Source organism: Azospirillum sp. A26 (genome assembly GCF_042604635.1).
GTDB lineage: Bacteria > Pseudomonadota > Alphaproteobacteria > Azospirillales > Azospirillaceae > Azospirillum > Azospirillum palustre.
In genome coordinates, this window is the sequence record NZ_CP170472.1 from 1,804,726 (window position 1) to 1,817,649 (window position 12,924).

Consider the following 12,924-nt stretch of genomic DNA (forward strand, 5'->3'; position numbering starts at 1 on the left):
GGTCAGCGCGCCGCGGAGCGCTGCTGGAACAGGGCGACGCCACGCAGCAGATCCAGCGCGCGGGCGAGCTGGAAGTCGAAGGGCGGCTCCGCCCCCTCCGCCGCCGCACCCTCGGCCGGGGCGGGAGCGGCACCCGGAGCAGGGGCAGCGCCGGGCGCCGCACCGGGCGCCGCCGGAGCGGCACCTGCGCCCGGTCCCGGAGCCGGCGCTGCCGGGTTCGGGGCGGCGGGCGTGCCGGGAGCGGCCGGGTTGGTGGTGGCCGGACGCGGTGCCTTGTTGGCGGCGTCGGGGTTGACCAGCGCGCCCTTCAGATCGGCCTCGCGGCGGCGGATGACGTTCTTGTCCAGGTCCTCCACCTTGGCGACATGCACCTCGATGTCCGGGGTGATGCCGAGCTGCTGGATCGAGCGTCCCGACGGCGTGTAGTAGCGCGCCGTGGTCAGACGCATGGCGCCATGGCCGGGCAGCGGGATGATGGTCTGCACCGATCCCTTGCCGAAGCTCTGGGTGCCCATGATGATCGCGCGCTTGTGGTCCTGCAGGGCGCCGGCGACGATTTCCGAGGCCGAGGCCGACCCGCCGTTGATCAGCACCACCAGCGGCATGCCCTTGATCAGGTCGCCCGGCTTGGCGTTGAAGCGGGTGCCCTCCTCGGCGCGCCGGCCGCGGGTCGACACGATCTCGCCCTTCTCCAGGAAGGTGTCGGAGACCGAGACCGCTTGGTCGAGCAGACCGCCCGGATTGTTGCGCAGGTCGAGCACGAAGCCCTTCAGCTTGTCGCCCAGCTGCTGCTGGATGGAGGAGATCGCCTTCTCCAGCCCGCTCTGCGTCTGCTCGTTGAAGCTGGTGATGCGGACATAGCCGATGTCGCCCTCCGTGCGGAAGCGGACCGACTGCACCTTGATGACGGCGCGGGTCAGCGACACGGTGAAGGGTTCGCCCGCCTCGCCGCGGCGGACCGTGACCTTCAGCTCGCTGCCCACCGGCCCGCGCATCTTCTCCACCGCCTCGTTCAGGCTGAGGCCCATCACCGCCTCGCCGTTCAGCTGGACGATCAGGTCGCCCGGCTGCAGGCCGGCGCGGAAGGCCGGGGTGTCGTCGATGGGCGACACGACCTTCACCAGGCCGTTCTCCATCGTCACCTCGATGCCCAGCCCGCCGAACTCGCCGCGGGTCTGGACCTGCATATCCTGGAAGCTTTTCTTGTTCAGATAGCTGGAATGCGGGTCGAGCGAGGTCAGCATCCCGTTGATCGCCGATTCGATCAGCTGTTCGTCGGTCACCGGCTCGACATACTCGGCGCGGACGCGCTCGAAGACGTCGCCGAACAGGTTCAGCTGCCGGTAGGTGTCCGACGAATTGCTGGACTGAGCAGTGACGGTGGCGACGCCGGCGCCCAGAAACACCAGAGCTGCCGCCGTTGCGGCGCGCTTGAACATCCTCATCTACCCTTGTCCTTTCCCCTCCGGGGCGCCGAACCCGCGTTGCGGATTGATCGGCTGGCCGTTTCGTCGCAGCTCGAAATAGAGATCCGGATTGCCGTCCGGCGGCATGACCGCCAGCGGTTCCCCGCTGGCCACCTTACGCCCGACGGCCGTTTCGATCCGGCCCAAACCCGCAATCAAACTATGATATCCGTTGCCGTGTTCCACGATCAAGATGAGGCCATAGCCTTTGAACGGGCCGGCGAACACGATGGTGCCGCCGCGCGGCGCCACCACGGCCGCTCCGGCCCGGGTCTGGACCGTCACGCCACGGCTGGTCGCGCCATATCGGTCGGCCTCGCCGAAGCGGGTCGTCAGCTTGCCGGCAGCCGGCAGGACCATGCCGGAGACGGCCGGCGGACCGTCCTCCGGAGACTTCGCGGCCAGCTCGCGTTCGCGTGCCGCCTCCCTGGCGGCTTCGTCCTTCGCGCGCTTTTCCTCGGCAGCCTTCTGCTCGGCGATTTTCTGTTCGGCGGCGCGCAGTTCGGCCAGCTTTCGTTCGGCCTCCTTACGCTCCGCCTCCTTCTGGGCGGCGAGCCGGCGTTCGGCCTCGCGCTTTTCCGCTTCGCGCTTGGCGGCTTCCCTGCGTTCCGCCTCGCGCCGCTCGGCTTCGCGGCGAGCGGCGGCCTCGATGGCGGCGCGGCGTTCGGCCTCGATGCGCTCCATCAGCTGGCGGAGATCGGTGGCCTGCCCCGACAGGTCCGCCATGCGCTGGCCGACCTGGACGCGTTCCTCCTCCGTCTGGCGCGACAGCTCCTCGCGCCGGGCGATCAGGCGGTTCATCTCGTCCTGCTTTTCGGTCAGCGCCACCCGCGCCGCCAATGCCTTCGCCCGCTGGTCGACCAGCTTGCCGCGGGTGTCTGCCAGCGCGGTCAACGCCTGGGACAGCGCATCGGCCCGCGCCTTCAGCGCCGGCACCGCGTCGCGCAGCAGCAAGGCGGAGCGCAGGGTGTCCACAGGGCTTTCCGGCCGGGCCAGCGCCGCCTCCGGCGGAATTCGCGCCAGCCGCTGGAGGGCGGCCAGCAAGGTGGCGATCTGCTGGCGTTCGGCGTCGAGACCGGCGGAACGCTCGCGCTCCTCCCCCTCAAGGGCGGTGAGCGAGTCTTCCAGCTGGTCGAGCGTCTGTTCCTGCCCGCGCGCCTGATCGGCCAGCGCGATCAGCCGGCCGCGCAGGGTGTCGAGTTCGGTCTGGAGCGCCTGGGACTGGCGTTCCAATTGCTGCTGGCGCTGCTTGCCGGTCTGAAGCTGCTGCTCGACCCGCTTGAGGGTGTCCTTGGGGGCTTCGGATTGGGCGTTTGCCGGCTGGGCAAGGATCAGGCCGGCGATGACGACGAAGCTGGCGAACAGTTCCCCTCCCACTCCAAATACTCTTCCCCCGGCGGATCCCCTCTCCCCCCCGGGGAGAGGGCTGGGTGAGGGGGATGCATTGCAGGATGTAAGTCGAGATGCAGGACCAAGCGCCGAGATTCTAGCAACTCCACGCCACGCGCCCCCCTCACCCCGACCCTCTTCCCGGGGGGGAGAGGGGGCATCAAGGGCGAAGGGGCCGCTCCGCGCCATCCGTTATTCCGCCGCCGCGCGGGCGGCGGTGCGGACCAGCAGGTTGCGGCCGGTCATCTCGGTCGGCTTGGGCAGGCCCAGCAGGTCGAGTAGCGTCGGGGCGATGTCGGCCAGACGGCCGCTGTCGATGCGGGCGCCGGCCGGACCGTTGACCAGCACCAGCGGAACCTTGTCCAGCGTGTGGGCGGTGTGTGGACCGCCGGTCTCCGGGTCCTTCATCAGTTCGCAGTTGCCGTGGTCGGCGGTGATCAGCATGGTGCCGCCGGCACGGCGCACCGCGGCCTCCACCTGACCGACGCTGCCGTCGACCGCCTGCACCGCCTTGATGGCGGCATCCAGCATGCCGCTGTGGCCGACCATGTCGGGGTTGGCGAAGTTGACGACGATCAGGTCGTACTTGCCAGAATCGATGGCGCCGACCAGCTTGGCGGTCACTTCCGAGGCCGACATCTCCGGTTGGAGATCGTAGGTGGCGACCTTCGGCGACGGCACCAGGATGCGGTCCTCGCCCTCATAGACCCGCTCTTCGCCACCGTTGAAGAAGAAGGTGACGTGCGGATACTTCTCCGTCTCGGCGATGCGCAGCTGCTTCAATCCGGCCTCGGAAACCACCTCGCCCAGCACCTTGGTCAGGGTTTTGGGCGGAAAGATGGTGGTCATCAGCTTCGCCAGCGCCGACGAATATTCGACCATGCCGACCACGGCGGCCAGCTTCGGCGCGCCACCCGCAGGGGAGCTGGCGACCGGGAAGCCGTCGAAATCCTTCTCGACATAGGCGGCCAGGATCTCGCGGGCGCGGTCGGCGCGGAAGTTCGCCATCAGGATGGCGTCGCCGTCCTTCATGCCGGCGTAATCGCCGATCACCGTCGGCAGGATAAACTCGTCATGCTTGTCGGCCGCATAGCTCTGCTCGATGGCCTGGATTGGGTCGGCGGCGCGCTCGCCCTCCGCCCTGGTCATCGCGGCATAGGCCTTTGCGACACGGTCCCAGCGCTTGTCGCGGTCCATCGCGTAATAGCGGCCGATGACGGTCGCCACCTCGACACCCGGCAGTTCGAAGACGTCGGCCATGAACTCGGCGACCTGGTCCTTGGCGCTCTGCGGCGGAACGTCGCGGCCGTCGGTGAAGGCATGGACCGCCACCGGCACACCCTCGCGCGACAGCACGCCGGCCAGCGCGGCGATGTGGTCCTGGTGCGAGTGGACGCCGCCCGGCGACAGCAGGCCCATCAGGTGGACGCGTCCGCCGGTCTTGTGCATCTCCTTGACCAGATCGTTCAGCGCCGCGTTGCGCTCAAGCTCGCCCTCGACGATGGCGTGGTCGATCATCACGAGATCCTGCATGACCACCCGGCCGGCGCCGAGATTCATGTGCCCGACCTCGGAGTTGCCCATCTGGCCCTTGGGCAGGCCGACCTCCTCCTCGCTGGCGTCGAGGAAGGCCGTCGGTTCGGCCGACCACAGGCGATCCCAGTTCGGGGTCTCGCCCAGCGCAATCGCGTTGTCGGACCGCTCCTCGCGATAGCCCCAGCCGTCCAGGATGCAGAGGACGACGGGGCGGGGTCGGTTGGTCTCGGTCATCGCGCTTACCTTTCTCGAAAGGTTGTGGTCTCGGAGTTTTGTGTTTTCAGCTCCGGCGCTTTTCCGTGCGCCGGATGCGACGCTCGGAATCAGGACCTGTGATAGGGGTGACCGGCAAGAATTTGTTGAGCGCGATAGAGTTGCTCCGCAAGCATGCCGCGCACCAGCATGTGGGGCCAGGTCATCGGCCCGAAGGCGAGCAGGAAGTTGGCCCGCGCGCGCACCGCGTCGCCATGGCCGTCGGCACCGCCGATCAGGAAGGCGAGATCGCCGGCGCCGCGGTCGCGCCAGTCACCGATCTTCGCGGCGAAACTTTCGCTGGGCAGCGCCTTGCCGCGTTCGTCCAGCGCCACGACGATGGCGCCGGCCGGCACGGCGGCGAGCAGCAGCTCGGCCTCCTGCCGTTTCAATTCGTCGGAGGAGAGGCGTTTCTTCACCTCGACCTCCTTCAGGGTGAAGGGCCAGCCGAGCCGTCCGACATACTCGTCGAACAGGTCGCGGGTCGGTCCACCCCGCGACCGCCCAACGGCGGCGAGCCACAGACGCATGATGCGGCCCTCCGCCGTCGTTTCCGCCTGCTGCCCGTCAGGCGCTCAGCCGCGCCGTGCCCGACGGCGTCGGCAGTTCCAGACCCCACATCTTTTCGATGTTGTAGAAGGTCCGGACTTCCGGCTTGAACAGGTGGACGATCACGTCGCCGGCATCGACCAGCACCCAGTCGCACTGGGCCATGCCTTCCATCTCGACGCCGCGGACGCCGGCCTGCTTCAGCTTTTCGGCCAGCTTCATCGCCATGGCACCGATGTGCCGCGTGTTGCGGCCCGACGCCACGATCATGTAATCGGCGAAGGTGGTTTTCCCGGCGAGATCAATGACGGTCACGTCATCTGCCTGGTCGGCGTCGAGCGACGCCTGGATGAGCGCCTTCAGGTCCTGCGGTTCCAGGATCTGGGGAACGGCGGCTGGCCGCGGAGCGGTCGCGGCCGTTTCGGTGTGCGTGGTGATGGCTCCAACCTCTTGCAACGGTTTCACGACCCGGCGGCCCGTGCCTGCCGGATCGCCGTCGCCGAGGCCGGGTGCAAGGGGTTGCGTAAGAACGCCCAGGCCAGCCGCCTGCGGCGCGCCAGCCCTTTTACCCCGGACACCGACACCCGCCGACGGGTGTAGCGCTGGGCGGCCTTGCCGCTCAACGCACCAAGAGAATAGGTTGGACGGGCGAAAACCGCAACGGCCACCGAGTCGAAGATTCGATTCCAGTGCTTCCAGCGTGGAATTTGCCGCAAATTGTCCGCCCCCATCAACCAGACGAAGCGGGTTTTGGGGAAGCGGCGCTGAAGCTTGGCCAGCGTATCGGCGGTGTAGCGGGTGCCGAGCGCGGTCTCGATGGCCGTCACCTCGATCCGCGGATGGGCGGCGACGCCCCGCGCCTCCGCCAGCCGTTCGGGCAGCGACGCCATGCCGGAGGTGGATTTCAGCGGGTTTTGCGGACTGACCATCCACCAGACGCGGTCGAGCCCCAGCGCCTTCAGCGCGAACAGGCTGATGTGCCGGTGCCCGGCATGGGCCGGATTGAACGACCCCCCGAGAATGCCGACGGTCAGACCGGCATAGAGCGGGCCGGAATAGAGGTGGGGCGCACGATCCGTTCCCAACCTCAACGCGGAGCGATTACCCTCTCCCCAGGGGGAGAGGGTTTCAATGGTGGGAAGGGCGTCGATTTTAAGGCCGCGTCTGGCCATCGCCGCGCACGACATACTTGTAGCTGGTCAGCTGCTCCGCACCCACCGGGCCGCGGGCGTGGAACTTGTCGGTGGAGATGCCGATCTCCGCCCCCATGCCGAACTCGCCGCCATCGGCGAACTGGGTCGAGGCGTTCCACAGCACGATGCCGCTGTCCACACGGGACAGGAACCGCTCCGCCACCGCCGGATCCTCGGTCAGGATCGATTCGGTGTGGTGGGAGCTGTGGGCGTCGATGTGGTCGATGGCCCCGTCCACCCCGTCCACCACGCCGCAGGCGATGATGGCGTCGAGATACTCGGTATCCCAATCCTCCGGCGCTACTGCCGTCACCCGCGGATCGACCGCCTGGGCCGCCGCATCGCCGCGCACCGCGCAGCCGGAATCCAGAAGGTCCTTCACCAGAACCGGCAGGGCCGTGTCGGCGATGGCACGGTCGACCAGCAGCGTCTCGGCGGCGCCGCAGATGGAGGTCCGGCGCATCTTGGCGTTCAGCACCACTTTGCGCGCCTTCTCCAGGTCGGCGGCGGCATCGACATAGACGTGGCAGTTGCCGTCCAGATGCTTGATGACCGGCACCCGGCTCTCGTCGGCGATGCGCTGGATCAGCGACTTGCCACCGCGCGGAATGATGACGTCGATGTAGTCGCGCATGGTCAGCATGTGGCCGACGGCGGCGCGGTCGGTGGTCGGCACCAGCTGGATCGCCGCCTCCGGCAGCCCGGCCTCGCGCAGGCCCTGGGCCAGACAGGAGGCGATGGCGCGGGACGAGCGGATGCTCTCCGAACCGCCGCGCAGGATGGCGGCGTTGCCCGACTTCAGGCAGATGCCGCCGGCATCCGCCGTCACGTTGGGCCGGCTTTCATAGATGATGCCGACGACGCCCAGCGGTACGCGGACGCGCTGGATGCGCAGACCGTTGGGCCGCGTCCACTCCGCCAGCACGCCGCCGATGGGATCGGGGAAGTCGGCGATGTCCTCAAGGCCCTTGGCCATCGCCTCGATGCGCGTGTCGTCCAGCATCAGCCGTTCGCGCATGGGACCGGACAGGTCGCGGGCGCTCGCCATGTCCTCGGCATTCGCGGCCTTGATCTCGGCGGCGCGGGCGCGGATGGCCGCCGCCGCCGCCCTTAGCGCCCGATCCTTTGACGGTCCTGGCACAGTCGCCAGCGCGGCCGCGGCGGCGCGGGCGGCGCGGCCGAGGGCGATCATCTGGTCGTGCAGGGCGTCGGTGGTGTCGAGCAGGGCGGACATGGAGGTCTCCGGACACTCTATCCGTTGAAGGGACGACGACCTTAACGAATTGTTCGGGGTTGCGAAAGCCGCGTGGTTGTGGGACTTCGGCGTTGCGGTATGGGCGGGCGTGTGCAAAACGCAACGCGCCGGCTGCGCCGGGCACGGTTTTCGGGTCACAAGGCTTTCGGGCCACAAGGTTTCGGGTAGGGTGACATGCTGACGCTGCTGCTGATCGTCTCCGCCTTCTGTGCCGGCGTGCTGAACGCCGTGGCCGGGGGCGGCAGCTTCCTGACCTTCCCGGCGCTGATCCTGGCCGGCGTGCCGCCGCTGAACGCCAACGCCACCAGCACCGTCGCGGTGTCGCCCGGCGCGCTGGCCAGCGCCTTCGGCTACCGGCGGGAACTGGGACGCATCCGCGAGGTCCACCTGCCCTCCTTCCTCGGCATCAGCCTCGTCGGCGGACTGCTGGGCGCGCTTCTGCTGTTGTGGACGCCGCAGCGGACCTTCGAGGTCATCGTGCCGTGGCTGCTGCTGTTCGCCACGCTGCTGTTCGCCATCGGCCCGACGGCCTCGGCCTGGATCCGGCGGAATTTCACCATCGGCCACGGCACGGTGCTGGCGGTGCAATTCCTGATCGCGGTCTATGGCGGCTATTTCGGCGGCGGCATCGGCATCCTGATCCTGGCGACGCTCGGTGTCTTCGGCCTGACCGACCTCCATGCGATGAACGGGCTGAAGTCCCTGGTCTCCGGCTGCCTGAATGCGGTGGCGGTGGCGGCCTTCGTCGCCGGCGGCGCGGTCTATTGGACGGAGGCGCTGATCATGCTGGTCGCCGCCATGGCCGGCGGCTATGCCGGCGCCTCGGTCGCCCGCCACATCCCACCGCCGGTCCTGCGCAAGCTGGTGATCCTGGTTGGGGCGGCGATGACCGTCTATTTCTTCCTCACGAAAGCCTGACCCGAACGGAGCCCGCCGGCATGACCGCCCCCATCGACCGCCCCCCTGTTGATCGCGACTCCCTTCCCTACCGCCCCTGTGTCGGCATCATGCTGCTGAACGACCGCGGCGAGGTGTTCGTCGCCAGGCGCTGTGGGTCGGAGGCCGACTGGCAGATGCCCCAGGGCGGCATCGACGATGGCGAGGATGCCCGCATCGCCGCCTTCCGCGAGCTGGAGGAGGAAATCGGCACGGCAAAGGCGGAGTTCATCGCCATGACCGCTGCCCCCCACCGCTACGACCTGCCCGACGACCTGCTGGGCAAGGTGTGGAAGGGCCGCTGGCGCGGGCAGGAGCAGATGTGGATGCTGGCCCGCTTCACCGGCGACGAGGCGGACATCCGGCTCGACACCGACCACCCGGAATTCGACGCCTGGAAATGGATCGACGCGGAAGAACTGCCGGGCCTGATCGTCGCCTTCAAGCGCCCGGTCTATGAGTCCGTCCTGGCCGAATTCCGTCCGCTGATCGCGCCGGTAAAAGGCTGACATATCCTGCCGGCGGCCTGCCCCTCCACCATGTCCCATTTTTGATTGCGGTTATCCCCAACTTCCCGCCGCCGCCCCCTCCGTCCGAAGCTTGCGCTTAACGAATCCTTGAGACGCAGTCTGGCAACGTCGCTGCTGCAACCGGAATGCGCAAGAATGTGCCTGCCGTAGACGGAGGGGTGGCGTGTCGCTGATCAAGTGGACGGAGGAGGATGACGGCCGGCTCCGCCTGGGCCTGCCGAGCGACCTCGATTTGCCCATGGCGCAACCTCTGCTGGACAGTTTGCGCGCCGCCTTCAAGGCGTCGGCCGACGTCACCGTCCAGGCCGACGCCGTGGAACGCATCAGCGCCGCCTGCATCCAGGCGCTGGTCGTCGCCGCCCGCGATGCGGCCGAGCGCGGGGCCGCCTTCGTCCTCGCCGCCCCGTCCGAGGTCCTGTCCGAAGCGTGCGAGGATCTGGGACTCGCCGCCTGGCTGAAGCAATGGAGCCGAGCGTGAAGAAGAAAGTGATGACGGTGGACGATTCGCGCACCATGCGCGACATGGTGTCCTTCACCCTGCGGGGCGCCGGCTATGACGTGGTGGAAGCCGCCGACGGCCAGCAGGCGATGAGCGCCATCGCCACCAACAAGGTGGATCTGGTCATCACCGACCTGAACATGCCGGTGATGGACGGGCTGACCCTGATCCGCAGGCTGCGCGCCATCCCGGCCCACCGCACCCTGCCGATCCTGATGCTGACCACCGAAGCGGACGAGAGCAAGAAGGCGGAGGGCCGCGCCGCCGGCGCCACCGGCTGGATCGTGAAGCCCTTCAACCCCGACAAGCTGGTGTCGGTGGTGCAGAAGGTCTGCGGCTGACCGCAAGCCGTCGGATTCAGGGAGAGGTGCAGCCGTGGACGATCTCAGCCGCTTCAAACAGACCTACTTCGACGAGAGCGCCGAACTCCTGGCGGTCGCCGAGGCCGGGCTGCTGCGCCTCGCCCCCGGCGAAATCGACATGGACGAGGTGAACGCGATCTTCCGCGCCGTCCATTCGATCAAGGGCGGCGGCGGCGCCTTCGGCTTCAACGACCTCGTCGCCTTCGCGCATGAATTCGAAACGGTGATGGACGGCGTGCGCAACGCCGAGATTCCGGTCAGCACCGAACTGGTCGACACGCTGATCCGCGCCAACGACGTGCTGGCCCGCCTGCTGGCCCACGCCGCCGACGAGACCGAGGCGCCGGCCGGCACCACCGACGACACCGTCGCCGCCCTCCGCCGCTTCCTGGACAAGACCGGGGAGCCGGCGGACGGGGGCCCCGCCGCATCGCCCGCCGCCATCCAGGCCGTCGCAGGCTTCTATCCCGACGACGAGGATGACGAGGCCGGCATCTTCGGCGACGCGCTGGCGGCGATCCAGGCCGCGCGCGACGATCAGCCCGGGTCCGCCGCCGGCCCCGTTCCCGAAGGCAAGGTCCGCTGGACCATCGTTTTCCGTCCGAAGGCCGAACTGCTGCTGTCGGGCAACGAGCCGACCTACATGCTGCGCGCCCTGCGCCGCCTGGGCGAAGCGGAAGTGGTCTGCCATCTGGACAGGCTGCCCTCCCTGCGCGACCTCGATGCTGAACTGCTGCACCTGTCCTGGACGGTGACGCTGCTGGCCGACCCGCAGGTGGACCGCGCCCGGATCGACGACGTGTTCGAGTTCGTCGCCGACGACTGCGACATCCGCATCAGCGCCGAAGCTCCCCCGCCGGCGATCATCGCCCCCGCGATTATTCCGTCGGCGGAGCCGGTCACGCCCGCCCCTGCCGCCAACCTGCCGGAGCCGGTTGCCCCCGCAGCCGCACCGGCCATCCCGACCGCCACTCCGGCCGCCACCACGTCGGGCGCGGCGGGCGCGGCGAAGCCCGGCGACGGCGCCAAGCGGACGAACGGCGGCAGCGATCATGCCGGGCCGACCGCCCACACCATCCGCGTCGATCTCGACAAGATCGACCGGCTGGTCAACATGGTCGGCGAGATGGTCATCACCCAGGCGATGATCGCCGAGCATCTGCGCGACCTGCCGCCGGGCCAGTTCCAGGAACTGCTGGAGGGGCTGGAAGGCCTCGCCCAGCACACCCGCGAACTGCGGGAAAGCGTGATGTCGATCCGCGCCCAGCCGGTTTCCAGCGTCTTCTCGCGCATGCCGCGGCTGGTGCGCGAATGCGCCGCCGTGACCGGCAAGGAGGTGATGCTGGTCACCACCGGCGAGACGACGGAGGTCGACAAGACGGTGGTGGAGAACCTCGTCGACCCGCTGACCCACATGATCCGCAACTCCATCGACCATGGTCTGGAAGGCCCGGAGGAGCGGGAGCGCGTCGGCAAGCCGCGCGCCGGCACCGTGCATCTGTCGGCCGCCCACCGGTCGGGCCGCATCGTAATCGAGGTGACCGACGACGGCCGCGGCATCAACCGTGCCAAGGTGCTGTCGAAGGCCATCGAGAAGGGTCTGGTGCAGCCGGGTGCCAGCCTGTCGGACGAGGAGATCGACCACCTGATCTTCCTGCCCGGCTTCTCCACCGCCGATCAGGTGTCGAACCTGTCGGGCCGCGGCGTCGGCATGGACGTGGTGCGGCGGAACATCTCCAGCCTGGGCGGACGGATCGGCGTCTATTCGACACCGGGCGAAGGGTCCCGCTTCGTCCTGTCGCTGCCGCTGACGCTGGCGGTGCTGGACGGTATGGTGATCTCGGTCGGGGAGGAGCGCTTCGTCCTGCCGCTGACCAACATCGTCGAAAGCCTGCGCCCCAAACCCGCCGACCTGCATGGGCTGGTCAACAAGTGCGACGTCATGATGGCGCGCGGCGAATATGTCCGGCTCGTCCATCTGCACCGGCTGTTCGGCATCCCCAAGGCTATCGACGACGCCACCAAGGGGCTGGTCGTGCTGGTGGAGACGGAGGACGGCTCCCGCCTCGGCCTTGTGGTGGACGAGGTGCTGGGCCAGCAGCAGGTCGTCATCAAGAGCCTGGAATCCAACTTCCGCCGGCTGGACGGCGTCGCCGCCGCCACCATCCTGGGCGACGGCCGGGTCGCCCTGATCCTGGACGTGGCGGGCCTGCGCGAAATGAGCCGCCATGGTTCAGGCACCGGCGCCGGCACTGGCAGCGCCTCCGGCGGCAGCCCCCCGCCTTCCCCGTCCCTGCCCGCCCCGGCGGACAAGTCCGACCAGCATCAACGCCAAACGGTTTGAGGTTCAGCGATGAGCAGTTCCACCGCAATCGCCCCTGTCAGCTCCCGCACCGATCTCCAGCCGGCCGGCGCCGCGAACGGCAGCGAGGAGCAGTACGTCACCTTCACCGTCGGCAGCGAGGAGTACGGCGTCAACATCCTGGCAGTTAGGGAAATCCGCGGCTGGACGCCGGAAAGCCGGTTGCCCAATCTTCCCGACTATGTCCGCGGCGTGATCAACCTGCGCGGCATCATCATCCCGATCTTCGACCTGCGGGCCCGCTTCGGCGGTGGCCTGACCCAGGTGACGAAGCGCCATGTCGTGGTGGTGATGCAGGTGGGGGAGCGAACGCGCGGCATCCTGGTCGACGCCATTTCCGACATCCTCGCCATCGGCCACGACGCCATCAAGCCGCCGCCCGATGTCGACAGCGGTTTGGTCGACGCCGAGTATCTCAGCGGCCTCTACACCGCCGAGAACCGGATGGTGACCCTGCTCAATGTGGGGAAGCTGTTCGCCGGCGAGCATGTCGACCAGGACGCCACCCGCGCGGCGCTGGAGCCGACCTGATACCGGTTGGCGATCCCCCGGCGACGCAGGCCACAACGAGAAGCCATAAAAAGAGGGAACGTCA

Annotated in this window: 13 protein-coding genes; 6 read left to right on the plus strand and 7 right to left on the minus strand. The window is 68.5% G+C overall.

Annotation, left to right across the window (positions count from 1 at the left end; all coding sequences use genetic code 11):
- Positions 1–2 precede the first annotated feature (2 nt).
- The 7 genes from ABNQ39_RS09175 to ABNQ39_RS09205 form a co-directional block, all read right to left on the minus strand.
- Positions 3–1,445: a S41 family peptidase gene (locus tag ABNQ39_RS09175; RefSeq protein WP_376957034.1), complete on the minus strand. Its 1,443-nt coding sequence runs from the start codon at positions 1,443–1,445 to the stop codon at positions 3–5.
- Positions 1,446–2,843 carry a murein hydrolase activator EnvC family protein gene (locus tag ABNQ39_RS09180; protein WP_376957036.1) on the minus strand — a complete coding sequence of 466 codons (1,398 nt, stop codon included), beginning with the start codon at positions 2,841–2,843 and terminating at the stop codon, positions 1,446–1,448.
- Between the two features lie 204 nt (positions 2,844–3,047).
- Complete coding sequence (gpmI, locus tag ABNQ39_RS09185) at positions 3,048–4,625, minus strand: 2,3-bisphosphoglycerate-independent phosphoglycerate mutase (protein ID WP_376957039.1); 1,578 nt, start codon at positions 4,623–4,625, stop codon at positions 3,048–3,050.
- A gap of 89 nt (positions 4,626–4,714) precedes the next feature.
- Positions 4,715–5,173 (minus strand): 23S rRNA (pseudouridine(1915)-N(3))-methyltransferase RlmH, encoded by a 459-nt coding sequence (gene rlmH, locus ABNQ39_RS09190; protein WP_376957041.1) that lies wholly within the window; start codon positions 5,171–5,173, stop codon positions 4,715–4,717.
- A gap of 37 nt (positions 5,174–5,210) precedes the next feature.
- Positions 5,211–5,657 (minus strand): ribosome silencing factor, encoded by a 447-nt coding sequence (gene rsfS / locus ABNQ39_RS09195; RefSeq protein ID WP_376957043.1) that lies wholly within the window; start codon positions 5,655–5,657, stop codon positions 5,211–5,213.
- Positions 5,654–6,364, minus strand: a complete 711-nt coding sequence (locus tag ABNQ39_RS09200; protein ID WP_376957045.1) for a nicotinate-nucleotide adenylyltransferase — start codon at positions 6,362–6,364, stop codon at positions 5,654–5,656. The genes rsfS and ABNQ39_RS09200 overlap by 4 nt, the downstream gene beginning before the upstream one ends.
- Positions 6,345–7,619: a glutamate-5-semialdehyde dehydrogenase gene (locus tag ABNQ39_RS09205; protein WP_376957047.1), complete on the minus strand. Its 1,275-nt coding sequence runs from the start codon at positions 7,617–7,619 to the stop codon at positions 6,345–6,347. The genes ABNQ39_RS09200 and ABNQ39_RS09205 overlap by 20 nt, the downstream gene beginning before the upstream one ends.
- Before the next feature lie 195 nt (positions 7,620–7,814).
- Here ABNQ39_RS09205 and ABNQ39_RS09210 point away from each other — a divergent pair, with 195 nt between their 5' ends.
- From ABNQ39_RS09210 to ABNQ39_RS09235, 6 genes are all read left to right on the plus strand, one after another.
- On the plus strand, positions 7,815–8,558 hold the full coding sequence (locus ABNQ39_RS09210; protein WP_376957049.1) for a sulfite exporter TauE/SafE family protein: 744 nt from the start codon (positions 7,815–7,817) through the stop codon (positions 8,556–8,558).
- Between the two features lie 20 nt (positions 8,559–8,578).
- Entirely contained in the window at positions 8,579–9,085 is a 507-nt protein-coding gene (locus tag ABNQ39_RS09215; RefSeq protein WP_376957051.1) for an RNA pyrophosphohydrolase, read from the plus strand.
- 184 nt (positions 9,086–9,269) lie between these two features.
- Positions 9,270–9,584, plus strand: coding sequence for an STAS domain-containing protein (locus ABNQ39_RS09220; RefSeq protein WP_098739197.1), 315 nt, complete (start codon positions 9,270–9,272; stop codon positions 9,582–9,584).
- A complete protein-coding gene (locus tag ABNQ39_RS09225; RefSeq protein WP_109048963.1) occupies positions 9,569–9,946 on the plus strand; it encodes a response regulator in 378 nt (125 codons plus the stop codon). The genes ABNQ39_RS09220 and ABNQ39_RS09225 overlap by 16 nt, the downstream gene beginning before the upstream one ends.
- A 34-nt stretch (positions 9,947–9,980) precedes the next feature.
- Positions 9,981–12,311 carry a chemotaxis protein CheA gene (locus tag ABNQ39_RS09230; protein WP_376957054.1) on the plus strand — a complete coding sequence of 777 codons (2,331 nt, stop codon included), beginning with the start codon at positions 9,981–9,983 and terminating at the stop codon, positions 12,309–12,311.
- Between the two features lie 9 nt (positions 12,312–12,320).
- A complete protein-coding gene (locus tag ABNQ39_RS09235) occupies positions 12,321–12,860 on the plus strand; it encodes a chemotaxis protein CheW (RefSeq protein ID WP_098739194.1) in 540 nt (179 codons plus the stop codon).
- The last annotated feature ends 64 nt before the right edge of the window (positions 12,861–12,924 follow it).

Excerpts from the sequence above, each read along its gene's own strand:
- ABNQ39_RS09200 (WP_376957045.1), bottom strand. The coding sequence starts at position 6,364 with ATGGCCAGACGCGGCCTTAAAATCGACGCCCTTCCCACCATTGAAACC.
- ABNQ39_RS09175 (WP_376957034.1), bottom strand. The coding sequence starts at position 1,445 with ATGAGGATGTTCAAGCGCGCCGCAACGGCGGCAGCTCTGGTGTTTCTG.
- rlmH (WP_376957041.1), bottom strand. The coding sequence starts at position 5,173 with ATGCGTCTGTGGCTCGCCGCCGTTGGGCGGTCGCGGGGTGGACCGACC.
- ABNQ39_RS09225 (WP_109048963.1), top strand. The coding sequence starts at position 9,569 with ATGGAGCCGAGCGTGAAGAAGAAAGTGATGACGGTGGACGATTCGCGC.
- ABNQ39_RS09210 (WP_376957049.1), top strand. The coding sequence starts at position 7,815 with ATGCTGACGCTGCTGCTGATCGTCTCCGCCTTCTGTGCCGGCGTGCTG.
- ABNQ39_RS09235 (WP_098739194.1), top strand. The coding sequence starts at position 12,321 with ATGAGCAGTTCCACCGCAATCGCCCCTGTCAGCTCCCGCACCGATCTC.
- ABNQ39_RS09205 (WP_376957047.1), bottom strand. The coding sequence starts at position 7,619 with ATGTCCGCCCTGCTCGACACCACCGACGCCCTGCACGACCAGATGATC.
- gpmI (WP_376957039.1), bottom strand. The coding sequence starts at position 4,625 with ATGACCGAGACCAACCGACCCCGCCCCGTCGTCCTCTGCATCCTGGAC.
- ABNQ39_RS09215 (WP_376957051.1), top strand. The coding sequence starts at position 8,579 with ATGACCGCCCCCATCGACCGCCCCCCTGTTGATCGCGACTCCCTTCCC.